Origin of the sequence: Billgrantia ethanolica, from assembly GCF_021404305.1 — a bacterium.
GTDB lineage: Bacteria > Pseudomonadota > Gammaproteobacteria > Pseudomonadales > Halomonadaceae > Halomonas > Halomonas ethanolica.
Window position 1 is genome coordinate 210,092 of record NZ_JABFTX010000002.1, and the last position, 23,819, is coordinate 233,910.

Genomic DNA, 23,819 nt, shown 5'->3' on the forward strand with positions numbered 1-23,819 from the left:
CGTAGAGACGGGGCCGAAAGGGGCTCCGCAAAGGTAATACGATGGCGCTATGTCTGAACGTGGCTGACGACGGCCGTAGTACCGTCAAAGTGATGGAAGATCACCAGCGAGCCTTCTGGCAGCACGGTTTCGCCGGTTTCGGCCACGCGCAGGCGATAGAAGTCGCCGTTGATCTTGACGCCGCTGGCGCCGTCGAAGTCGCGTTTCAGGGTGGTATAGGTGTGGCCTTTCTCCACGCCCGTGCCGGTGGTGCCGTAGGCCACCCCGGCGGGCGAGAACCACGGGCGGATCACCTTGACCGCGAGCGGGATGAGAATGCCCGAGAACACGCCCATGGCAAGCAATTGCCAGGGCAGCGTAAGGCCGAGTGCCGCCAGCGCCGAGGTCAGGGCGGCGGCCACCCCCAGCGACAGCAGCACCAGGCCGCCGGAGGAGAGTTCGGCCAGGCCCAGCAGCAGGGCAATGGCCAGCCAGATCAGGGCGGGGTTCCAGTCCATGGTAGTCTCGGTAATGAATTGTTTCCCGATGCGCCGCTGCAACGCACTGCGCGGCGCTTGGTTCTATCGTAGTCGTACGACTCACATGGTAAAGGAGAGCAGCATGTCGCACATCCTCACGATACGTACCTGGTCGGCGCTGGCCGTCGTTCTGGCCGGCAGTGCCCTGCTGGCCGCACCGGCCCTGGCGGCGGAAGAGGAGGCTCAGGCCCAGGAGCAGATCGAGCAGGCCGAGCCGCAGCAGGACGCTGAGATCGACGACGAGAACGAGGCCACCGATGACGACGAGGCCAACGGTGACGAGGCCAATGGCGACGAGGCCAATGGCGACGAGGAGGAGGCAACCGAGGAGGACCACGCCCACGTTCATGAGCCCGACGAGCACGCCGACAACGAGGCCGTGCAGGCCTACCGCGAGGTCAATCGGCGCATGCACGAGGACATGGCAGTCGAGTTCACCGGCAACCCCGATGCCGATTTCGCCCGCGGCATGATCCCGCATCACCAGGGGGCCATCGACATGGCCAATGTCGTGCTGATGCACGGCGAGGACGAGGCGATTCGCGACCTCGCTCGCGAGATCATCGAGGCCCAGGAAGAGGAGATCGCCTTCCTGCGCGACTGGCTGGCCCAGCACGGCTTCGAGGCCGAATAGGCAACATCGAATGCCTTTCAGCGGGCGGCATTCCCCATGCCGCCCGCGCTGACCTTCGCGATACGCCCGCTGCGCTTCCCGCTACGCCCCACCCATACGCCACCGCTACGCCCCCCGGGGAGGAGGACGCCGCCGCCGCGATTGGCGAGGCTGCATGTGTTCGCTATCGCCGTGCCGCAAGGGCACCGGCGCCGATAACAACAACCCGGAGGTTTCAACTCATGCATCGGACACGCCATGGAGTGCTTCTTCCCGTGCTGGTCGCGCTCGGCAGCGGCCTGGCTTTCTCCACCCATGCCTTCGACGGCGATCGGCTGACGATCTGGATGGGCGACAACAAGGGCTACGACGGCATCCGCGAGGTGGCGCGCCAGTTCGCCGACGACACCGGCATCGAGGTGCGAATCGTCAACCCCGACAACCTCACCGACCGCTTCCAGCAGGCCGCCGGCAGCGGCCAGGGTCCGGACATCGTGATCTGGGCCCACGACCGCATCGGCGAATGGGCGCAGAGCGGCCTGCTGGCACCCGTTTCGCCCTCCAGCGACTTCCGCGAGCGCTACTTCGACTTCACCTGGGACGCCACCCTGTGGAGCGGCGAGCACTATGGCTACCCGATCTCGGTGGAGGCGCTGGGGCTGATCTACAACAAGGCGCTGGTCGAAACGCCGCCAGAGAGCTTCGCCGAGCTTGCGCAACTCGATGCCGAGCTGGCCGAGCAGGGCAGGAAGGCGATCCTGTTCGACTACGGCGAGCCCTACTACGGCTGGACCCTGCTCGCCGCCAACGGCGGCTACCCCTTCCGCCAGACCGAGGAGGGCTTCGACGTCGACGACATCGGCGTCAACAACGAAGGAGCCCTGCAGGGCGCCGAGCTGCTGGTGGAGCTGATCGAGAGCGGCGTACTGCCGCGCGGCACCGACTACAGCATCATGGACACACGCTTCAATCGCGGCGAGGTGGCCGCCATGATCAGCGGCCCCTGGGCCTGGAGCAACCTGGAGCAGAGCGGCATCGACTATGGCGTGGCGCTGCTGCCCAAGGTGGGCGAGGAGCGCGCCAAGCCGATGTTCGGCGTGATGGCGGCGATGATCAACACCGCCTCGCCCAACGACTTCCTGGCCGTGGAATTCCTCGAGAACTACCTGCTCAGTGAGGAGGGCATGCGCACCTTCAACAGCGACGGCACGCTGGGGGCGGTGGCGCACATTGCCTATCAACAGGAGCTGGAGCGCGACCCCAACATCGCCGCCACTCTCGAGAACGCCGAGCTCGGCATGCCGATGCCCAACATTCCCGAGATGGGTGCCTTCTGGGCCGCCATGGAGCCGGCGCTGCAGAACATCGGCAGCGGTCGCCAGTCGCCTCGCGAAGCCCTGGATGCCGCGGCCCGCCGCATGCGCCAGTAACGAACCCGCTCGATGCCTCGGCCGGCGGCAGGCGCCGCCGGCCCGGCCCAGGACGCTACCCATGTACACCACCAATGCTTCCCGGGGGCTGCCGCGTCATCGCTCCCGCTATCCCGCCGAGCGCTACACTCGCTGGGCACTGCGCGGCCTGGTGGCAGCGCTGGTCTTGGCCTTGCTGTGGCTGGTGCTGGCCTTCCATCTCAACGGCCAGCCGATCTTTGCCCTGCTGTTCCTGGTGCTCGGCGCCGCGCTGGGGGTGGTCTTCACCCGCCGCACGCTGATGAGTCACCGCTACATCTTTCCCGCCGTGGCCAGCATGGCGCTGTTCGTCATCTTTCCGCTGCTCTACACCGTCGGCATCAGCTTCAGCAACTACAGCTCCAGCAACCTGCTCAGCGAGGAGCGGGTGCGCGCTCAACTGCTGTCGCGTACCTATCAGGAGGAGAGCGCCACCTTCGGCTTCCAGCTCTACTCGAGTGACGAAGGCGTGCGGCTCTATCTGGAGCGGGAGGGGGCTCCGTCCACGACTGGTGAAGCGGAAGCCGAGCTCGAAGAGGCGCTCGAGGGCGTCTCGCGCTTCGTCACCGGGCCGATGTCGCTGCAGGACAGCGAGCGTCGCCATGTCGCCATTCAGCCCGCCGAGGGAGAGCCGGTGGGCGTGCCGTTGGCCATGCGCGAGGTGATCGCCTATCGCACGGCGTTGCAGAATCTGGTACTGGCGACGCCGGAAGGGTTGGAACTGCGCATGGCCGGGCTGCGCCACTATGCGCCCATGCTCGACCGCTATGAAGCCCGCGACGACGGCAGCCTGTACGACCGGCGCGACGATCTCCTGTTGACCGCCGATGGAGAGACGGGCTTCTTCGTCACCGAGGTTGGGGAGCGCATCACCCCGGGCTGGCCGGTGGCGGTGGGCCTGGACAACTACGCACGGATCTTCCTCGACCCCGATATCCGCGGCCCCTTCATCCAGATCTTCGTCTGGACCTTCGCCTTCGCCGGGCTCACCGTGCTGTTCACCCTGATCGTCGGCTTCGTGCTCGCCTCGCTGCTGCAGTGGGACCAACTGCGTGGCAAGGCGCTCTACCGCACCCTGCTGATCCTGCCCTACGCGGTGCCGGCGTTCATCTCGATCCTGATCTTCAAGGGCATGTTCAACCAGCACTTCGGCGAGATAAACCTGATCCTCGACGCCCTGTTCGGCGTGCGTCCCAACTGGTTCACCGATCCCTGGCTCGCCCGCAGCATGCTGCTGATCGTCAACACCTGGCTCGGCTACCCCTACATGTTGCTGCTGTGCATGGGGCTGATCCAGTCGATCCCCAGGGACCTCTACGAGGCCTCGGCGGTGGATGGCGGCGGCCCGCTCACCAACCTGTTCCAGATCACTCTGCCGCTGATCATCAAGCCCCTCACACCGCTGCTGATCGCCTGCTTCGCCTTCAACTTCAACAATTTCGTGCTGATCGCGCTGCTTACCGGCGGCAACCCCGACATCCTTGGCGCCAGTACCCCGGCGGGCACCACCGATCTGCTGGTGAGCTACACCTACCGCATCGCCTTCCAGGACGCCGGGCAGAACTTCGGTCTGGCCGCCGCCATCGCCACGCTGATCTTCCTGCTGGTGGCGGGGCTGGCGCTGCTCAACCTGCGCCTGGCCAAGGTCAGGGTCTGATTCGCAAGGTCACAGGAGAACTCTCATGGCCATGGTACAACCGCGTTCCCTTCGCTGGCGCAAGCTGGCGGCCCATCTCGCCCTGATCGGCTTTCTGGTGCTGATCCTGTTCCCGCTGCTGCTGGTGATCTCGATCTCCTTTCGCGAGGGCAACTTCGCCACCGGCAGCCTGATTCCGGAGCGCTTCTCCCTGGAGCACTGGTCGTTGGCCCTGGGTATTCCCTGGGAGCGTGCCGACGGCACGGTGGTGCAGCCACCGTTTCCGGTGCTGCTGTGGCTGTGGAACTCGGTCAAGGTGGCGCTGGTGTCGTCGCTGCTGATCGTGCTGCTCTCCACTACCAGCGCCTACGCCTTCGCCCGCATGCGTTTCGCCGGCAAGGGACCGATCCTCAAGAGCATGCTGATCTTCCAGATGTTCCCGGCGGTGCTCTCGCTGGTGGCGCTGTACGCCCTGTTCGACCGCCTGGGGCAGTTCGTCGGCTGGCTCGGCATCAACACCCACGGCGCACTGATCGTCGCCTCGCTGGGGGCGGTGGCGCTGCACATCTGGACCATCAAGGGCTACTTCGAGTCGATCGACGGCTCGCTGGAGGAGGCCGCCATGGTCGACGGCGCCAGCACCTGGCAGGCGTTTCGCTACATCCTGCTACCGCTGTCGCTGCCGATCCTGATGGTGGTGTTCATCCTCGCCTTCGTCATGAGCATCATGGAGTACCCCATGGCATCCGTTTTGCTCGTCGACGAGCACAAGCTGACGTTGGCGGTAGGCGCCCAGCAGTACCTGGCCGACCACAACCAGCGCTGGGGCAACTTCGCCGCGGCGGCGGTGCTCTCAGGCCTGCCCATCACCGTGGCCTTCCTGATCTGCCAGCGCTGGATCATCGGCGGGCTGACGGCGGGGGGAGTGAAGGGCTAGCCGCGGCATTGCGCCAGGGCTCGAACGCCCGCTCGGCTCTGCCGGCGGGCGATGCTTCGCCGCCGATTCCTAGCGGTCGTGACCGGGCGGCACGCGGGGTGTCAGCCCCTCGGCGCGCATCTGCTCGCGCACCTCGACGGGCGAGGGCGGGGGAAATTCGACGCCGCGCTCGATCATCATATCGCGCAAGCGAATGAAGTCGTCTCGCAGAGGGCTTGGTGGGGTATCTTCGATGCGATTATGAACGCGCCAAGCAGTTGTGACGCCCGTTGAGGTGCGAATGTCTGCCTCAGCACCTTGCTCCAACAAATAAATCGAAATTTCAGGTTTTGTACCGGAAGTGCTTATATCCAATGCAGTTCTTCCCACAGGGCCAGGGGCTGCATTTATGTCTGCGCCTCGCTCTACTAGCAGCCTTACATGCTCGAGAGTACTGCTAATAACAGCTTGCTCCAGTAGTGGTGTATCGCTTCCATCATTAGGCGATAGGCCACCATCCAGCATTGCTTCTAGAATTTTTGTGTCCCTGCTCATTAACGCTGCACCGAGGGGCGTACGTGCTTCGGCTGCTTCGATAGCACTATCACCGGGATGTACGCCCAGCTCGACCAAGGTGCGTACGGCATCCGGATTCTGCTGAAGCAGGGCGAACCACATCAGGGTCATCTGCTGCTCGCCCCGGGCGGTAAGGTCGATGCCCTCGGCCCCACGGCGCAGCGCTGCCATATCGTTGCGTTCGATGGCTCGGGCCAATTCGAGATGCGGGCCGCTGAAGAACTCGTCGGCAGTGTGAGTACGTGACATGGTCAATCCCTGAGTTGGCTGGCAGCCGCTGGCTAGGAAGAACAGTACCAGCAACAGCAGTGAGTGATAGCGCGAGTGAAAAGGGCGCTGTGGCTTGGTCTGCATGATGTCTCCCTACGTGCAGTGATGTCCCGTGGCTTTGGCCAGGATACCCTGATCCATCGACTTCTGGGCCTCCAGCCCCTCGATGACTTGCACCATGCTGTGACGCTCGATCGGATTGATGCCCCGGCCGGGCAGCCGATAGGGTGTGCCCACCGCATCCGGCATCAGCGTGGCCAGCAGGGCGCTGCCGGCGGCTCCGGCAAGAGCGCCGGTGCCACCGCCCAGTGCCGCGCCCACCCCGGCCGCGGCGAGCGTGGAACTCAGCCGCCGCTCCTGCAGCAGCGTGAGTATTTCCCCCACGACGCGAAACGCCTGGATATTCTCGGGCCTGGGCTGATGCAGCGTGCCGCCATAGCGTTCCACAGTATTGGGATGCAGGCCTGCGGAGTTAAGTGTGGTCGCAGGCAGCCCGCTTGCCCGTGAGGCGGCAGAAACTAATCCTCCACCTAGCGAATGTCCCACCAAGTGCACGTGAGCACCGGAGTCTTTAAGGCTGTTGCCAATATGAACGGCTCTTTGATAATAATCTGAAGGTTGATTAAAACCTTGCGCAAGGTTGTTCAGCCAATCTTCTCTATTTTGGGTGCCTTTAAATGCGAGCGTTGGACCAAGTTTATCACCAAAAACTTCTTGGTCCGGGACATAAAAACCTGCTCTAAAACCACTATTTGAGGGCTTCAATTGGCTTGGCTTTAAATCCATTGCCGCTAGGTAGTCAGCATCCAGGCTGCTATCCCCCCAGCCCACCGGCACGGGCTGGCTGGGGTCGTAGACATGCTGGGCCAGCCGGGCGTGTTCCACGGCGACGTTGTTGCGCGCGAAGCGTTCGGTAGTGGCGGCCAGGGTGTCGCGGGGGCCGCCCGGAGGCATGGTGTCGAGCCGGGTCCGGGCGGCGGTGATCTGGCCTTGACGACACTGCCAGCGTGCCGCCTTCTGGCGTCTGGCCTCCTCCAGGTCGTCTAGGCTCGAGTCTGCCGTATCGTCGCTATCTTCAAGCTCGACCTCGCCTTGTCCCGCAGCGGCGACGGCCATGGCCGCCGCCATGAAGCCACCCATGAGCGGCATAGCGCCGGATTTGAGCGTCATGTCCTCGCTCGCTTCCGGCGTGGCGGCACCCGGCAGCAGCGCCGCCGCCGCCCCCTGCCCACTCCCCGAGCCGGGGCTGCCTCCGGAGTTGATCTTGACCTGGGCGCCGACGATGGTGATGCCGCTGGGGTCGAGCTTGAGGAAGCTGCCGCCGGCCTTGAGGGTGATCTCGGCACCGGCGTCGATCACTGTCTTGCTGCCGGCCTGGTGGTGGATCTCCTGGCCGGCTTCGACGAGCTGGGCGCGGGTGGTCTTTTCGTGGCGCGTGGCGCCAACGATGAGGTGGTCGTCGCCGTCGACCTTGAGGTGGCGCTGGCCACGCACGGTGAGGTGGTCGTCGGCGTGGATCTCGCTGATGCGTTGGCGGTGCACGGTGAGGTGGCTGTCGTGGCCGATCTCTTCGGTGCGGTCGTTGTGGGTCAGCAGCTCCAGGTCTTTCTGGGCGTGGAGCCAGATCTGCTCCTGACCGGCTTCGTCCTCCAGGCGCAGTTCGTTGAAGCCTTCGCCTTGGTGACTCTGGGTGCGGATGACGGTGCGGGTCTTGTGCGCCGGCAGTTCGTAGGGCGGTGTGCTGACGGCGTTGTAGATCCGTCCGGTGATCAGCGGTTGATCTGGGTCGCCCTCCAGGTAGCTGATGAGGACCTCATGGCCGATCCTCGGAATCGCCATGCTGCCGTAGCCGCCACCGGCCCAATCCTGGCTGACACGAATCCAGGCGCTCGGCGCTCTTTCCGCGGCTTCGCCTTCAGCCCCGGCGGTATTGGGCTCGGCATAGCGATCCCAGGGGAACTGCACTTTGACCCGGCCGTACTCGTCGCAATAGATCTCTTCGCCTTCGGGCCCGACGACGAAGGCGATCTGGGGGCCGTCGACCCGAGGGCGGGGATTGGGCTCGGGGCGCCAGGCCTGGTCGGCGGGCATCAGCACCAGTTCGTTGTGGTACTTGGTCATGGCTTCCGAGCCTGCCCGACCCCGCAGGCCATCACTTTGATCGGTTTGCTCGCTGCCCTGAACGAAGCCGTCCTCTTCCAGCGCCTGGGGCTGCTTGCCGTGGTGCACCACGCCGAGCACCTGCCAGTCGCGGTTGAGCTCGTCGAGGTCGTGGTCGGTGAGCGTGAAGCGGGTGCCCGGGGCGAGTTCGGGCAGGTCGCTCTCGGCATCGGCGGTGTTGGCGCCACGGCGTAGCGCTTCGAGACGAATGCGAGTGAAGGCCTGGCCGGAGGCGTCGGCCTTGTAGCGCCCGGGGTAGTCGTAGTGCTCGTACCCTGTATCAACGACGCCACGCTGGCCGTGCGCCTCAAGATCGCGTGCGGCGTGGCCGTGCAGTTGGGCCTGATGTAGCTGCGAATAGCCAGGTTTCTTGAACGAGTAGTCCTTGAGCGTGGCCGAGGCCGGCGCGACCCGGGCATGCTGCTGCAGCTTGCGCACGTGACGCGCCGGTGGCGTGCCCCCGGCGCAGCCGTGGTAGGTACGCTCGCCCAGGTGGCTCAGCACCTGAGGCGCGTCGGCGAACACCAGGCGGTGGGCGGCGCAGGGTGTCTCGCCACCGGTCTCGAAGAATTCGTGAAAGTAGAACAGCCCCTCTTCGGCGGCCAGGCGCTCGACGAAGGCAAGATCATCTTCCCGATACTGCGTGAGGTACTCCCGAGGCTCGGGTTCGCGGGTGGCGGCGAAGGCGAGATCGGTCAGCCCGTGCTCGTCGCACAGGGTGTTGAGCACCGTGAGCGGCGAAACCTCCTGGAAAATGCGCGAGTTCTGGCGCAGGCCAAGGCGCCACAGGGCGGGCCGGATCTCGACCCGGTAGAAGGTGTGGCGGTGGCCGCGGTCGCCACGGGCGAAATCGCTGACGATGCCGTTCACCTGGCGCAGCCTCTCGTCGTCCTGCCAGATCGTCAGGGTGGCCTCGCGGTCGAGGATGTCGCGAGCGGAGAGGCTACCGTTACGGCTGGCGAAGCGCACCGTGAGCTCGAAGGGGGCGGAGAGCCGTTCCCGGTGAGTGAACTCGATGACCGCCAGGCCTTCGGTATCGGGCGAGCTGGCATCGGCGAGCTGAAGGGTGAAGTGAAGTCCGTTTTCAGAGGCCATGCTTCCTCCTGGAGGCGTACATGGCCGAGTTGCAGCAGATGGTGTGCCAGGTTTTGGCTAATTAAAGTAAAAACAAGGAAATAGCAGAGAGCAGGTCCAAAAGGCTAAGTGGACTCAGGCAATCCATTGCCTGAGGCGGGCAAGAAGTTGCCCGCTGGGCAACTTCTTGCCCGTGCTCAATGAGTGACGCCGGGTATCCGTACCTGCCTGGAGCAGGCTTTGCCGTCGGCGGCGAACAGGTGACAGCGCTCGCCGGAGAGCCCCAGTTCGAGCGGCTGGCCGTCCTCCAGGTGGGTCAAGCCGTCGAGTCGCTGGGTCAGGGTCTCGCTGACGCCCTCTACCCGCAGATGAGCCAGCGTTTCGTAGCCGAGCCTTTCGGCCACCATGAGCCTGGCCGAGAGGCGGGCGTCGGCATCGCTCGGGGCGATGAAGTCCTCGGCGCGCACGGCGAGGGTGGCCTTGTCGCCGGCATGCAGTCGGGCGCCGTCGACCGCCACGGCCAGCGTCTCGCCGCCGGGCAGGCGCACCGAGGTGTGCTGGCGGCCCGGATCGAGCACTTCGACCGGCACCACGTTGATGCGCGGCGAGCCGATGAAGCGCGCCACCTCCAGAGTGGCTGGGTAGTGGTAGAGCGACAGCGGAGCGCCGACCTGGGCGATGCGACCCCCGGCCAGCAGCACGATGCGGTCGGCCAGGGTCATCGCTTCCACCTGATCGTGGGTAACGTAGATCATGGTGGCGCCCAGGCGTCGGTGCAGCTCGGCGATCTGCACCCGCATGTCGACCCTCAGGGCGGCGTCGAGGTTGGAAAGCGGCTCGTCGAACAGGAACACCGCCGGCTCCTTGACCAGGGTGCGGCCGATGGCCACCCGCTGGCGCTGGCCGCCGGAGAGCTCCTTGGGCTTGCGTTCGAGCAGCTCGCCCAGGTGCAGCATCTCGGCGGCATGTTCCACCCGACGGCGGATCTCGGTCTTGTCGGTGCGGGCGAGCTTGAGGCCGAAGGCCATGTTCTCGGCCACCGTCATGTGCGGGTAGAGCGCGTAGGACTGGAACACCATGCCGATGTCGCGCTCCTGGGGCGGGACCTCGTTGATGCGCTCGCCATCGAGGCGCATCTCGCCGTGGCTGATGTCCTCGAGCCCGGCGATCATGCGCAGCAGGGTGGACTTGCCGCAGCCGGAGGGGCCGACGAAGACGATGAACTCACCATCCTCGATGGTCAGGTCGATATCGCGGGAGACCTCGATCCCCGCGTAATCCTTGCCGATGCCGGCAAGCGTCAGACGTCCCATGTGATCTCCTCCTGTGCCGGGCAGCAGGCGATGGCGATGCCGCAGGGCGGCAGCCGGACCTTGCCATCGGCCCAGACGCCGTTGACCAGCGCCGGGGCGTCGTCGAGCGGGCGCGCTTGCCGCGGGGCGGGCAGGGTGCGCGGCGCGTCGCTGAAGTTCAGCGCGACCAACAGGCGCTCGTTGGGCTCGCGTGCAGGGTGGTGGCGCTCCAGACACAGCACCTCGTCGCGCACCGGGTGGTAGCGCACCTCGCCCTTCTTCAATGCCACATGCTCACGGCGGAAGGCAAGGAAGGCGCGGTAGGCATTGAGCAGCGAATCGGGGGCTAAGTCCTGGTGCCCCATGGCCAGCCCCAGATGGGTCTCGGGCACCGGCAGCCAGGGCTCGCCCTGGGAGAAATCGCCGTGGCGGGTATCGGCGCACCAAGGGTGGGGCGTACGGCAGCCATCGCGCCCCTTGTAGGCCGGCCAGAAGGTGATGCCGGCCGGGTCGACGAGCTGCTCCAGGGTCAGCTCGGCCTCGGGCAGGCCCAGCTCCTCGCCCTGGTAGAGGCAGACGCTGCCGCGCTGGGTCAGCAGGAAGGCGAGGTAGAGACGCAGTCTGGTCGGGTCGTCCTGGGCCTTCCAACGCGTCGCCAGGCGCGGTACGTCGTGGTTACCCAGTGCCCAGCACGGCCAGCCGTCGCCGATCTTCGCTTCCATCGCGGTCAGCGTGTGATGCAGGAATTCAGGATCGTGGCGCTCGCCCAGTAGATCGAAGGAGTAAGCCATGTGCAGGCGCTTGCCACCTTGGGTGTAGGCGGCCATCACGTTGAGCGAATCGTCGTCGCCGACCTCGCCGACGCTGGTGGAGCCGGGATACTCGTCGAGCAGGGCACGCAGCTTCTCGAGGAAGGCCAGGTTCTCCGGCTGGGTCTTGTCGTGCAGGTGCAGTTGGTAGCCGTAGGGGTTGTCGGGGCGCACGCCCAGAAAGCCTTCCGCCGAGCTGCTGCGGGGCGGATTGTCGACGAGTTCGCCATGGGTGCAGAAGTTGATCGCATCGAGGCGGAAGCCGTCGACGCCGCGGTCGAGCCAGAAGCGCACCTCGTCGAGAATGGCATCGACGACCTGCGGGTTGCGGAAGTTGAGGTCCGGCTGGCTGACCAGGAAGTTGTGCAGATAGTACTGGCAGCGCCGGGTGTCCCACTGCCAGGCGCTGCCGCCGAACACCGACTGCCAGTTGGTGGGCGGCGAGCCGTCGGCCTTGGCATCGGCCCACACGTACCAGTCGGCCTTGGGGTTGTCGCGGTTGGTGCGGCTCTCGGCGAACCAGGGGTGAAGGTCGGAGGTGTGCGACAGCACCTGGTCGATGGTGACCTTGAGCCCGCGGGCGTGAGCCGCCTCCACCAGGCGGTCGAAATCATCCAACGTGCCGAAGATGGGGTCGACGCCACGGTAGTCGGCCACGTCGTAGCCGAAGTCCTTCATCGGCGAGGTGAAGAAGGGCGAGATCCAGATCGCATCGACGTTGAGCGATGCGATGTAGTCTAGCTTGTCGATGATGCCCGGCAGGTCGCCGATGCCGTCGCCGTTGCTGTCCATGAAGCTGCGCGGGTAGATCTGGTAGATCACCGCACCGCGCCACCAGTCCTGTCCCTGTCTGCCGAAGATGTGCTGTGTGTTCATGCCTTGTCCTTGTCGTCTTGCCATACGGAGAAACGTAGGGTCGATGGTGACGCCATGGGCAGTGCAGGGAATCCTCTACGCCCCGGTAGAGGGGAGGCGTAGGCGGGGGGCGGAGTCCGCTCGCTCGGCCTACTCCCCCTGGATACGCGACAGCAGCTCGCCGGCCAGGGCGATGGCCTCTTCGCGGCGGCGGATGTTCTGTTTCTGGTAGAGGCTGCGGATGTGGGTCTTGACCGTGGTGGGGGCGACCGAGAGCTGCTCGGCGATCTGTTCGTTGGAGAGCCCGGCATGGATCAGGCCGAGAATCTGCCACTCTCGGCGGGTCAGGGGCGAGGTGCGGATCAGCTCTGGCACGTCGGGGCGCGAGACGATGTCGTCGATGACCGAGTCGTCGAGCATCAGACGCACGGCGCGGCCGAACTCGCGCTGACGACGGGAGAGGTCGAGCAGCCGTTCGGCATGACCTCGGGCCAGAGGCTCCAGTTCATGCTCGGCCAGCAGACGTTCGAGCATTTCCGGCAGCGCCCGGCCCAGGCGCAGGAAGCTGCCTGCCAGCGCCGTGCGGGTGGCGAGCGTAAGCGCCTGGGCCAGATGCGCCAGGGCCGCATCTGGCCGGCCGCGGTGCCACTCCAGCCCGGCCAGGCAGATACGGTTGCGATTGGCGTCGGTGGTGAGTCCCAACTGGGCGGTCTGGCGTTCCAGCGCGACCAGCAGCGCCTCGGCCTCGTCGAAGCGGTCGAGCAGGATCATGGCGCGTGCGTGATTGCGAAGGTTGCACTGGGCGAAGTGGTTGCTGGCCTGTGCCGGGTCGCCGGGCGGCGCCTCCTGCAGCCAGCGTGCCACGGCGTCGAGATCGCCGTTGGCCTGCCACCAGGCCAGCAGGGTGGCATGGGCGTTGGCCTGCCAGTCGATGTGATAGTTGCCCTGCACCAGAATCTTGCGCAGGCGGCGGATATGATCGGCGCACTGGGCCTGGTCGCCCCGCGACAGCGCTACCTTGGCCAGACCGATGTGACATTGCAGGGTCCAGCGCTCGCCCTGGGTGTCGAGCACCTCGATACCCTTCAGCGCTGCCTGCTCCGCTTCTTCCAGACGCTGCCACTCCCACAGCACCTGACTGCGGATGCGGTAAAGGAATTCGCATACCGGCAGGCGGTCGAGGCCGGCGTGCTCGACGTGAGCGATGGCACGCTCCTGGACGTCGAAGGCGGCCTGCAGGCGACCCTGAGCTACCAGCGTTTCGGACTGATGGCACAGGGCCCACAGCAGCATTTGGGCATCGCCGACACGATTGGCTTCACGCTCCACGCTGTGAATGCGCTGCAGCGACTCCTCCAGGTGGCCCAGCACGAAGCGAGCCTCGGCCAGTATCGCTGCGGCAGTCAGCGGCGTCGTGGCCAGATAGCGCGGCGGCAGGGTCAGGGCCTGCTCGGCCAGCGGTGCTGCCCGTTCGGCGTCGCCTTCGTTGATCGCCAGTTGCGCCCGCAGAGTGGCGAACTCGGCGGCCAGCTCGGCCCATTCGGGCAGCTCGAGCTGCGCCTCGATCCAACTGATGGCCTGGCGGGTGCGATCGAAATGGTACTGGGCATGCGAGGCCCAGCCGTGCAGCAGGGTGAGCCGGGGGGAGTCGACCAGCCGGGTATCACCGAGTGCGGCAAGACCGCGTGCCAACAGCGAGAAGTGGCCGTTGGCCAGCAGGTCGGGACCCTCGCGTTCGAGCAGCTCGGCCAGCGGCTCGGGGGCTTCGGCCTCGATGGCCTGGGCCAGGGCCAGGGCGGGGTTGCCCAGGCGCAGCCAGGCGTTGCTGGCGCGCTGATGCAGCTCGTGCTGTGAAGTCAGGCTGAGCTCGTGGCGACGATGGTGCAGGTAGCCGGCAAACAGCCGATGGAAGCGAAACCACTGCGAATGAGGTTCGACGCGTTCAAGGAATAGGCCGGCTCGCTCCAGCGCCTCCAGCCGCTGAGAGAGCCGCTCGCCCTCCAGCAGCCTGGCGACCAGATTGGGTGAGAAGCGCTCCAGCACGCCGAGCTGCAGCAGCAACTGATGGTCCTGTTCGTCGATACAGCGTGCCAGCAGCTCGTCAAACCAGGCGACGAAGTCCGGATGGCTGCCGTCGAGCCGCTCCAGCAGCGTATCGAAGGAGGCCAGGGTCGTGGTGCGCTCGATCAGCCAGGCGAGCGCCAGCGGCCATCCTTCGGTGCGGCGCAGGGCGCGCTCCAGGCTGACCCGGGTAGGGGGCAGGCTGAGCTGTTCGGCGCACAGGGTCTGCGCCTCTTCCGCATCGAAGGCCAGCTCGCTCAGACCGATCTCCTCCAGTTCGCCGCGCAGCCTGAGTTCCGGCAGGCCCAGAGAAGGGCGCGTGCGTGAAGCGAGGGTCAGCGTCAGCCAGGGTGGCTGGTGGCACAGCCAATGGCGCAGGCTTTCGAGGATCGCAGGGTGGCACAGGTGCTGAGCGTTATCCAGCACCAGCCGGCCCGGTGGGGCTTGAGCCGGCAGCAGGGCCAGCCAGGTTTCGACGGCTTCGGCCAGATTACCGGCCACGGGCAGTTCGAGTGCGACATCGAGTTCACCGCATAGGCGGATCAGGGCTTCGCGGAAATAGACGGCGAACCGCTCCGGCTCGTCGTCGCGGGCATCCAGGCACAGCCAGGCCGAGGGCTGCTCAAGTCGGGTCAGACACTCGGCTAGCAGCGTGCTCTTGCCGTAGCCGGGAGGTGCCTGGACCATCAACAGGCGCACACGCTCGCTGAGCGCGAAGCAATCGTTCAGCCTTTCCCGGGCCACGACGATGTCAGGCAGTGCAGGCGGGCGGAGCTTTTCCAGAAGAATGGTCATCGAAAACCGTCGCTGAACCGTTTCAGTTTTTCAGTATGACGGTTGGCTCGTCGCCTTTGGGCTCTATGCGACCAAGGTCGTACGCAAGGCTGACCGGGCTCAGACCCGGTCAGCCGATAGCAACGCCTGTTCGCTACAGCCCCAGGCGCTCCTTGACCCGGCCGAAGGCAGCCAGGGCGAACTCCAGGTCGTCGCGGGTCAGCGCGGCGGACATCTGGGTACGGATACGGGCGCGGCCCTGGGGCACCACCGGGTAGGAGAAGGCGATCACGTAGACGCCCTCCTTGAGCATCTCCTCGGCGAAGCGGGCGGCGAGCCCCGCATCATGCAGCATGACGGGCACGATGGGATGCTCGCCGGGCAGCAGCTCGAAGCCCAGCCGCTCGAGTCCCGCGCGGAAGAAGGCGGTGTTCTCGCTGAGTCGGCGGCGCAGTTCGCCGGACTCCGCGGCCAGCTCGATGGCCTTCAGCGCGCCGGCGACCACCGGTGGCGCCACGGTGTTGGAGAACAGGTAGGGTCGCGAGCGCTGGCGCAGCAGCTCGATCACCTCGCGCTTGCCGCTGGTGTAGCCGCCACTGGCGCCGCCCAGTGCCTTGCCCAGGGTGCCGGTGGTGATGTCGATGCGGTCCATGCAGCCGCGATACTCATGGGTGCCGCGGCCACCCTCGCCGAGAAAGCCGGTGGCGTGGCAGTCGTCGAAGTGCACCAGGGCACCGTAGCGTTCGGCCAGGTCGCAGATCTCGTCGAGGCGGGCGATGTAGCCGTCCATCGAGAACACGCCGTCGGTGGTGATCAGCTTGAAGCGTGCCCCGTCGCGGTCGGCGGCCTTGAGCTGCTCTTCGAGGTCGGCCATGTCGTTGTTGCGGTAGCGGTAGCGCCGGGCCTTGCAGAGCCGCACGCCGTCGATGATGCTGGCGTGGTTGAGTTCATCGGAGATCACCGCGTCCTCGGCGCCGAGCAGGGTCTCGAACAGCCCGCCGTTGGCGTCGAAGCAGGAGGGGTAGAGGATGGTGTCCTCGGTGCCGAGGAAATCGGTCAGGCGCTGTTCCAGCTGCTTGTGCAGGCTCTGGGTGCCGCAGATGAAGCGCACCGAGGCCAGGCCGTAGCCCCACTCTTCCAGGCCCGCCTTGGCAGCCGCGTTGACCTCGGGGTGCTGAGCCAGCCCCAGGTAATTGTTGGCGCACAGGTTGAGCACTTCCTGGCCGGCATTGATGCCGACATGGGCACCTTGGGGCGTGGTCAGCTGGCGCTCGTGCTTGTACAGCCCGGCCTGGCGAATGGCGTCGAGCTCGCCCTGCAGGTGCTGCTTGAAGGCTCCGTACATGTCATGACTCCCAGTTGAGAACGACCTTGCTCGCTTCACCGTTCAGCATGGCATCGAAACCTTGCTGGAACTCGGTGTAGGGCAGGCGATGGGTGATAACCGGTGAGATGTCGAGGCCGGAGTCGATCATCACCGACATCTTGTACCAGGTCTCGTACATCTCGCGGCCGTAGATGCCCTTGAGCGTCAGCATGTTGAAGATCACCGTGTTCCAGTCGATGGCGATCTCCTCGGTGGGGATGCCGAGCATGGAGATCTTGCCGCCGTGGCACATGTTGGCCAGCATGTCGCGGAAGGCGGCGGGGCTGCCGGACATCTCCAGGCCCACGTCGAAGCCTTCGGTCAATCCCAGCTCGCGCTGAACCTCGGGCAGCGTCTCGCGGCGCACGTCCACGGTGCGGGTGGCGCCCAGGCGCTTGGCCAGCTCGAGCCGCCCCGGGTTGAGATCGGTGACCACCACGTGACGAGCCCCGGCGTGGCGACACACCGCCGCGGCCATGGCGCCGATCGGTCCGGCCCCGGTGATCAGCACGTCCTCGCCGAGCAGGTCGAACTGCAGTGCGGTATGTACGGCGTTGCCCAGCGGGTCGAAAATGGCGGCCACGTCGAGGTCGATGCCAGGCTTGTGTTCCCACACGTTGGACATGGGCAGGGCCACGTACTCGGCGAAGGCCCCCGGCCGGTTGACCCCCACACCGCTGGTGTGGGCACACAGGTGGCGGCGCCCGGCCAGACAGTTGCGGCAGCGCCCGCACACTACATGACCCTCTCCGGAGACGATCTGCCCCGGGTGGAAATCATTGACGTTGGAGCCCACCTCGACGATCTCTCCGACGAACTCATGGCCCACCACCATGGGCACCGGGATGGTCTTCTGGGCCCAGCTGTCCCAGTTGTAGATATGTACGTCGGTGCCGCAAATGGCGGTGCGCTTCACCTTGATCAGCACGTCGTTGATGCCGACCTGTGGGTCCGGCACCTCTTCCAGCCAGAGGCCGGGTGACGCCTCTTTCTTGATCAGTGCTTTCATGTCTACCTTCCTGACTTGTGGTTGGAGGGTTCAGGCGGTTGAGGAGCGATAGGTACTGGCAATTCCCCGCATGAGGTTTAGTATGAGGGAATGAATTCCAGTATTGCAGAATAATTCCCTCTTGCAAGATTTTTTTCTCGCATAGTGGAATTCAGTTGTTGGCGGGCATCTCTTGGGTATAGGGGAAAAGTGAAGTGAGTGACACCACGACGGCAGACGAAGGGCAAACGGAAGCGGGTAGCCTCCCGAGCCGGGTCATCGAGCTGCGCAAGAGGCGCGGGCTCACCCTGGAGCAGTTGGCAGCGGCTTCTGGCGTCAGTCGCTCGATGCTCAGTCAGATCGAGCGCGGCAAGGCCAATCCGACCCTGGCGGTAACGCTGCGTATCGCCCAGGCCTTCGGCATGAACATCGGTGATCTGGTCGACCAGCCCTGGACGGCGTCGCGCATCGAAGTAGTGCGCGGCGACGACGCCAGCCAGCTGTTCCGTGACGATCAGGACTGCCGTATCCGCACCCTTTCGCCGCTGCACATGGAGAAGAACGTGGAGTTCTACGAGGTGCGACTGGCGCCCGGTGCGCGCCTGCAGAGCGCGGCTCACTTCGAGGGCACGCGAGAGCTGCTGACCGTCACTCAGGGGCAGGCGCGAGTCGTGGCGGGGGAGAATCGCTGTGAGCTGAGCCCTGGCGACTCGGCGCATTACCATGCCGACCTCGAGCACGTCATCGAGAACTGCGGTGAAGTGGAGCTGGTGAGTTTTCTCGTCGTGACCTATCAGTGAAAGCGCAGTAGTCTGCCCAGCATTTGCTGTCCGTATTGCAGGAGAACGACTTGGCGGCTCTGGTGTATTGGCTGGATATGGCAGGGGTGGTGGTCTTCGCTCTCTCGGGCGTAATACTGGCCTGCCGCTCACGCATGGACCCCTTCGGCATGCTGGTGCTGGCGGCGGTCACCGGCATTGGTGGCGGCACGCTGCGCGACCTGGTACTGGGCGTACGGCCGGTGTTCTGGGTCGCCGACCCTACCTATCTGTGGGTGATTCTCGCTACCGTCGGCCTTTCCATCGTCGGCTTTCATTACATCCATCGCCTCTCCCGGAGCTTCCTGCCGATTGCCGATGCCTTCGGCCTGGCGCTGTTCACGGTGATCGGCGCCCACAAGGCGTTACAGCTCGAGGCGCCTGGCGTAGTGGCGGTGTTGATGGGACTGTTGACGGGGGTGGCCGGCGGCATGGTGCGTGACGTGCTGGCCCGGCGCGTACCGATGGTACTGCGCCAGGAGGTGTACGCCACGGCCTCGATTGCCGGTGGTATCACCTACGTGGGGCTGGGGGCGCTGGGCGTGCCGGCCGGAGTTGCCATCGGCCTGGCGCTGGCGGTGACCCTGGGGTTGCGCCTGGCGGCCATCCACTGGCAGCTCACGCTGCCGGTTTTCGCCTGGGTTGTGATCCGTCCGCCGCAAGAGGTTCAGGCACCGGTTGCATCGGACCCTGAGCAAGAGGGGGCCCAAGGCGGTCCGTCGGAGCAGCCCAAGCCCCGCACCAAGGTCAGGGTGCGCATGATCTCACCCAGTCAGCAGCGCAGACAGCGAGACAAAGACAGTGACTGAAGCGAAGTCGAGGCGAGCCCTTCACGCAGCTTTCTCCAAGCCCATGGGCTGGCTCGTGGTGCTTCTGCTGGTCGCGCTCACAGCCTGCGCCATCGAGCCCTTGCATGATGGACCGGCGCGCGATGGACCGACACGCGAGGAGCAGTCGGCCGCTCAGGCGCTCCGGGGGGTCTACGACGATGCTCTGCCGACCATGCCCCTCGACAAGCAGCGTCATTATGCCCAGCGGCTCTACCGCATCAGTGGCGATTCGCGCTACCTCGAGCCCCTCGAGAGGCATGGGCGCCTGCTGTTGAAGCAGCTCGGACGCGACATTGCCGGCCTCGAGACGCCCGGCTTCGCGGCGGCTCGTACTCGGGAGGTGATGGCGAACTACCCGCAGCGTACCGCCAGACAGCGTGCCCGTGGGGCCATGCTGGCCGAATGGGGCGAGATCGCCTTCGGCCGGCAGCTGCTCTTCCGCCTGATTCAGGCAGACTACTACGGACTGCTGGACACATTGCCCGAGCATGAACGTGCGCTCGACTACCTGGCCAGCCTGGAATGGCAGCGCTTTCTGACCGACCCAGATGTGATGAAGATCTATGCCGCCCAGGTGGCGAATCAGGCTCATTTCCTTCAGCAGCTCGGCATCGTCGACCTGCGGGACGACATGGAGGCGGCGTTTCATTCCGTCTATCCCGCCGATGCCGTGCCGGCCCTGGGCAAGAACGATTACCGTAATCGGCTCTATGGCATGACGCACATGGTGATCGCCGACAGCCGATACTATCAGCGCAGGGTGTCGGTTGAGCAGCATGCCTGGATCCTTGCCGCCTTCCGTGCCGAGATCGAGCGCATTCTGGACGAAGCCACGGAGGACATCATGGCCGAAGTCGCGCTCAGCTTTCTGCTGGCGGGGCTGGAGAATGACCCGGCGGTGGCACGGCTACGCCGCCACCTGATGCAAGCCGTCGATCCTCGAGCGGGCATCATCCCGTCGCCGGACGGCGATACCGACCTGGAACGCGGTGAGCACCGCAACGTGCTGGCGATCATGGTGCTCGGCTGGCCGGGGTACCTGTATCCCGGCCCCAACCTGTCACGAAGGCTCCACCAAGCTCATGAGATCTCTGCCAGCCAGGGCAAGAGCCAACTGAGGAGCGAGCTGTCGATGTATCTGCCGGTAGGGCTCCGCCAGCTCGCGGTTCATGTCCCGCTGCGCCACATGGTTGTCGATATAGAAGGCGTGGCGACGGCCATGCAGCTCGATGGCATCACCGACCCGCGTGAAGCGAAAACCCGACATGGCCAGCAGCCGGGGCAGACGCGAAGCCATCATGGCGAAGATATGACGTCTACCGACCAGGTCGACCAGGCTATGCGTCGCGAGGAACAGCGCAATGGTCAACAGCGGAAAGACGCGTCGCTCCTCGGGCGAGAACTCGTAAGCGATGCTGTTTTCGCCCAGCGTCTCGTGCTTGATCGGCCGATTACGGAACTCTCGGGCCGTGGCGAAGCGTGATATCTCGCAGATTTCCTTGATGGGGAGGCGATCGGGGTGAAGCAAGGAGTGGGTCAGGCTTCTGCCGCCGTACTCCTGAAGAGGCAGTTTTATCTTCGCTTGCGTATCGTCAGAAGCGGGCAGTACCAGTCGAAAGCAGCCTGCCGCAATACCTGACGCTCTGTGTTCAAGCAGACAATGCAGGGCATTGGCATCATAGGCATCCTGTTCCAGAGCCCTGTCGTCATCGTTGGGTGGGCTATAGCCGATCTCCTGGCAATAGACCCGGTATCTCAGCCGATAGACGCGGTGTCGGTCCTTGTCGTCACAGGCGAGCTTGAAAGCGAAATCCTTGTCGAGCTGCCTGAAAGCCTCGCTGCGGTTGCCCGCCCCCTGCTGTTGGCGCTTGCTGCGTCGCATGTTGCGCTCCTTGCTTTAATTATGACCTGATGACATTGCCTCTTCTTCAAATCGTTGGTTAGTAGAGTTCAGCTTCAAATCGTTGGTTAAGACAGTTCAGCGCTCGAGAATGGTTCGAAAGGTGTCATTGAGCAGCGCCGGCTTGCCCAGGTGATAGCCTTGTCCATACTCGATGCCATAGGAAGACAGCAGCGGTATCAATGCTTCCTGGTCGACGAATTCGGCAATGGCTTTCTTGCCAAAGCCAGTGGCGATATCGGCTATGGCCTTGACGATGACCTGACTCTCCGTGTTGGTCAGCAGGGTGCGAATGAAGGCGCCGTCGATCTTGATGAAATCGACGGGTAGCTCGCCCAGATAGTGGAAACTGCTGAAGCCGACACCGAAGTCGTCCAGAGCCGTGCGACAGCCAAGGTCGCGCAGTGCCTGCAGAACGCCCCGTGCACTGGAAAAATCGGTCACGGCGGCGGTCTCGGTAATCTCAAGAATCAAGTAATGCGGATCTGCGCCGCTGACGGCAAGTTCCTCGACGAGAAACTGCTTGAGTCCTTCGTCGTGCAAAGACTGGCCCGACAGGTTGACGGAAAGACTGATGCCCTGGGCTTGCACGCGGCTCAGCGCGCGCAGGCTGTGGCGGAGCACCCAGCGGTCGATCTGTACGATCTGACCGCTGCGCTCGGCCACGGGAATGAAATAGGCCGGTGAGATGAGAGAACCCTTGGGGCCCAACATGCGCAGCAGCACTTCGTAATGGCGGACGTCGCCGTCACTCAGGCGCATGATCGGCTGTGCCATGAGTTCGAAGCCTTCCTCGTCGATGGCCTGACGAATACGCTCTACCCAGTAGACGCGTTCCTGCAACTCATCCTTGGCCCGCTCAAGTGTCGAGAGCAGGTGCCAACGCTGGGCGCTGCTCTCCTTGGCCTTGTACATGGCCAGGTCGGCGTTGGCCATCAAATCAGCGGGGTTGTCGCCATGGATCGGGAACAGCGCGATACCGAGGCTGGCCGTTGCCCGGTGACGCTGGCCACCTGCGTCCAGGCCGGTGCCGTCCAGCAGCGGTGTTATCTGCTTGGCGATGCTGATGGCCTTGCGGGTATCGGCGCCCTCCAGCAGCAGTGCGAACTCGTCGCCGCCCAGCCGTGCGATGATGCCGTAATGGCCGAACTCCTGGAACAGGGTATCGGCCACCATGCGTAACAGCCGGTCCCCTGTGTGATGGCCGCTTAGCTCGTTGACGTCCTTGAAGTGGTCGATATCGAGCAGTAGTACCGCGCCGCTGCGGCCTCGCTGCATGACCGTGCCGAGCGCCTCTTGGAAGTAGCGCCGATTGTAGAGCTCGGTCAACGGGTCGCGCTCGGCCAGCCACGTGAGCCGTGCCTCGGCCAGCTTGCGTTCGGTGATGTCGAGCCCGACCGAGATGCGTGCCGCACGGTCGTCGCCGCGGGTTGCCAGCGGCGCGTGATACCAGGCAATGGTGCGCTGACGTCCATCCGCCGTCACCAGGCTGCGCTCTTCCTGGGATGACAGGTCTTCCGGGCTGCCGCTTGGGCGAGGGGTGAATACGTCGTCGAAGCGGCGGCCCAGGAGTCGCTCTTCCTGCATCGATAGCGTGGAGAGCGCATAGTCATTGACGAGAGTGATGCGATCCTGGTCGTCCTGAGTCACGATGAAGACCCGCGCCGTATCCAGCAGGCTGCCGACGAAATCGCGCTCCCGGGCCAGCTCCTCGACCCGTTCGGCCAATTGCTGACCACGTGCGGTGACCTCATGTTCCAGCGCCTCCAACTGGTCGGAGAGGGCCAGTGTCGTGCCTTCCAGGACATCGATCTCATCTTCCAGGCGCTGGCTCGGTGGCGGAATGGCCCTGCGGGCTTCGGCAAAGCCGCCGTGAGCCAGAGCGGGCAGCACCCCCGCCAATCGGCGCAGCCTGGCCATGGGCTGCAGCAGGATCGCCAGCAGCAGCAGCTCGGCCGCCAGCCAGCCACCGATGCCTACCAGTAGCAGGTTACGCGTGTTCTCCTGAATGGCGCGTATCTGATAGGTGATATCGGCGGCCAGCAGAAAGAAGCCGCTACTGCGACGAGCCTCGTCGGCCTCCATGCGTACGGCGGATAGCTCATAATCGCGGCCCCGGTATTGCAGGCGCAGCGGTGTTTCGAGAATGTCGCTGAGCATGGCTGTCTGCGAGGCCTGGCCAAGCAGCGGCAGGTAGTGCTCCGGGTGAGTCATGGCGACCAGATGGCCATTCCAGTTCGTCAAGTGGCGATCGGGCATGATCTCCACCTCGCGCCCCCCGGTGATCAACAGGGCGACGTCACTGCCGGATACCTGCTGGGCCTGACGAGTCACGTCGGCCAGGGAGCGAGACAGTATCACCATGCCGACGCTTTCACCCCCGACCAGAATGGGCACCGCTGCGTACTGGCGACAGTCGTTGGCACAGCGCAGGGCCGAAAGCGGAAATTCGGTTTCCATCACCTGGCGTACCCAGTCCTGAACGGGACGCTCCTTGTCGGCCTGTCCGGCTCCCCAGTCGGCCAGTTGGCGGCCCTGGGCGTCGAACACCAGGATTTCGTCGACACCGGCTTCGAGTTGCAGCGTTGGCCACTGGGACGTCAGGGAGTTTATCAGCGCTGTCCGGTCGTTCCCGTCCAGAGCCGGCCCCAGGTCGGGAGACGCAGCTGTCAGTGCGGCAATCTGTTGCAGGCTCACCTCTGAGCGCTGCAGAGCCAGCTGTATCTCACGCACCTCCCGTTCGTTGCTCTCCCTGCGGCTTTCCTCGAACTGGCGGGTCAGGTTGGCATGCCCGAGCCACGTGAACAGCCCAGCCAGCACCAGCAGCAGCAAGCTGCTCAGCGCCAGCACCCGCCAGGTCAGGCTGAGACGGGGCCGGCGTGCTTGGAAGTCGGAGCGGCTCATGCGGACAATCC

The 23,819-nt window shown here is 65.0% G+C and carries 16 protein-coding genes and 2 pseudogenes; 7 read left to right on the plus strand and 11 right to left on the minus strand.

Annotation, left to right across the window (positions count from 1 at the left end):
• Positions 1-47 precede the first annotated feature (47 nt).
• On the minus strand, positions 48-497 hold the full coding sequence (locus tag HOP53_RS09850; RefSeq protein ID WP_234269865.1) for a nodulation efficiency, NfeD-like protein: 450 nt from the start codon (positions 495-497) through the stop codon (positions 48-50).
• A gap of 103 nt (positions 498-600) precedes the next feature.
• Here HOP53_RS09850 and copM point away from each other — a divergent pair, with 103 nt between their 5' ends.
• The 4 genes from copM to malG all read left to right on the plus strand — a co-directional run bounded on the left by copM (position 601) and on the right by malG (position 5,152).
• Entirely contained in the window at positions 601-1,152 is a 552-nt protein-coding gene (copM, locus tag HOP53_RS09855) for a CopM family metallochaperone (protein WP_234269866.1), read from the plus strand.
• A gap of 221 nt (positions 1,153-1,373) precedes the next feature.
• Entirely contained in the window at positions 1,374-2,561 is a 1,188-nt protein-coding gene (malE, locus tag HOP53_RS09860) for a maltose/maltodextrin ABC transporter substrate-binding protein MalE (RefSeq protein ID WP_234269867.1), read from the plus strand.
• A 61-nt stretch (positions 2,562-2,622) separates the two neighbouring features.
• A complete protein-coding gene (gene malF, locus HOP53_RS09865; protein WP_234269868.1) occupies positions 2,623-4,236 on the plus strand; it encodes a maltose ABC transporter permease MalF in 1,614 nt (537 codons plus the stop codon).
• Positions 4,237-4,261: 25 nt separating this feature from the next.
• The gene (gene malG / locus HOP53_RS09870; protein ID WP_234269869.1) at positions 4,262-5,152 is read left to right on the plus strand and encodes a maltose ABC transporter permease MalG; all 891 of its coding nucleotides are present in this window, start codon (positions 4,262-4,264) and stop codon (positions 5,150-5,152) included.
• Between the two features lie 69 nt (positions 5,153-5,221).
• Here malG and HOP53_RS09875 read toward each other — a convergent pair whose 3' ends face one another.
• The 8 genes and pseudogenes from HOP53_RS09875 to tdh form a co-directional block, all read right to left on the minus strand.
• Positions 5,222-6,061 carry an ankyrin repeat domain-containing protein gene (locus tag HOP53_RS09875; RefSeq protein WP_234269870.1) on the minus strand — a complete coding sequence of 280 codons (840 nt, stop codon included), beginning with the start codon at positions 6,059-6,061 and terminating at the stop codon, positions 5,222-5,224.
• Positions 6,062-6,070: 9 nt separating this feature from the next.
• On the minus strand, positions 6,071-7,147 hold the full coding sequence (locus HOP53_RS21770) for a Tle-like phospholipase domain-containing protein (RefSeq protein WP_479688669.1): 1,077 nt from the start codon (positions 7,145-7,147) through the stop codon (positions 6,071-6,073).
• 3 nt (positions 7,148-7,150) lie between these two features.
• Positions 7,151-9,232: pseudogene (locus tag HOP53_RS09880) on the minus strand (type VI secretion system Vgr family protein); the annotation flags it as partial.
• Positions 9,233-9,408: 176 nt separating this feature from the next.
• Positions 9,409-10,524 carry a sn-glycerol-3-phosphate ABC transporter ATP-binding protein UgpC gene (gene ugpC / locus HOP53_RS09885; protein ID WP_234269871.1) on the minus strand — a complete coding sequence of 372 codons (1,116 nt, stop codon included), beginning with the start codon at positions 10,522-10,524 and terminating at the stop codon, positions 9,409-9,411.
• Positions 10,512-12,188 (minus strand): alpha-amylase family glycosyl hydrolase, encoded by a 1,677-nt coding sequence (locus HOP53_RS09890; protein WP_234269872.1) that lies wholly within the window; start codon positions 12,186-12,188, stop codon positions 10,512-10,514. Before HOP53_RS09890 ends, ugpC begins: the two co-directional genes overlap by 13 nt.
• A 129-nt stretch (positions 12,189-12,317) precedes the next feature.
• The gene (gene malT / locus HOP53_RS09895; protein WP_234269873.1) at positions 12,318-15,023 is read right to left on the minus strand and encodes an HTH-type transcriptional regulator MalT; all 2,706 of its coding nucleotides are present in this window, start codon (positions 15,021-15,023) and stop codon (positions 12,318-12,320) included.
• 133 nt (positions 15,024-15,156) lie between these two features.
• The gene (gene kbl / locus HOP53_RS09900; protein ID WP_234269874.1) at positions 15,157-16,347 is read right to left on the minus strand and encodes a glycine C-acetyltransferase; all 1,191 of its coding nucleotides are present in this window, start codon (positions 16,345-16,347) and stop codon (positions 15,157-15,159) included.
• Position 16,348: 1 nt separating this feature from the next.
• Complete coding sequence (gene tdh / locus HOP53_RS09905; RefSeq protein ID WP_234269875.1) at positions 16,349-17,377, minus strand: L-threonine 3-dehydrogenase; 1,029 nt, start codon at positions 17,375-17,377, stop codon at positions 16,349-16,351.
• 194 nt (positions 17,378-17,571) lie between these two features.
• Between tdh and HOP53_RS09910 the strand changes: the two genes are divergently transcribed.
• From HOP53_RS09910 to HOP53_RS09920, 3 genes and pseudogenes are all read left to right on the plus strand, one after another.
• Positions 17,572-18,156, plus strand: a complete 585-nt coding sequence (locus HOP53_RS09910; RefSeq protein ID WP_234269876.1) for a helix-turn-helix domain-containing protein — start codon at positions 17,572-17,574, stop codon at positions 18,154-18,156.
• 50 nt (positions 18,157-18,206) lie between these two features.
• Positions 18,207-18,983 (plus strand): trimeric intracellular cation channel family protein, encoded by a 777-nt coding sequence (locus HOP53_RS09915; protein WP_234269877.1) that lies wholly within the window; start codon positions 18,207-18,209, stop codon positions 18,981-18,983.
• 43 nt (positions 18,984-19,026) lie between these two features.
• A pseudogene (locus HOP53_RS09920) lies at positions 19,027-20,061 on the plus strand (DUF3541 domain-containing protein); the annotation flags it as partial.
• A 3-nt stretch (positions 20,062-20,064) separates the two neighbouring features.
• Here HOP53_RS09920 and HOP53_RS21715 read toward each other — a convergent pair.
• Together HOP53_RS21715 and HOP53_RS09930 are read right to left on the minus strand one after the other, a co-directional pair.
• Complete coding sequence (locus HOP53_RS21715) at positions 20,065-20,886, minus strand: PEP-CTERM/exosortase system-associated acyltransferase (RefSeq protein WP_422677607.1); 822 nt, start codon at positions 20,884-20,886, stop codon at positions 20,065-20,067.
• Between the two features lie 96 nt (positions 20,887-20,982).
• A complete protein-coding gene (locus HOP53_RS09930) occupies positions 20,983-23,808 on the minus strand; it encodes a bifunctional diguanylate cyclase/phosphodiesterase (RefSeq protein ID WP_234269880.1) in 2,826 nt (941 codons plus the stop codon).
• Positions 23,809-23,819 lie beyond the last annotated feature (11 nt).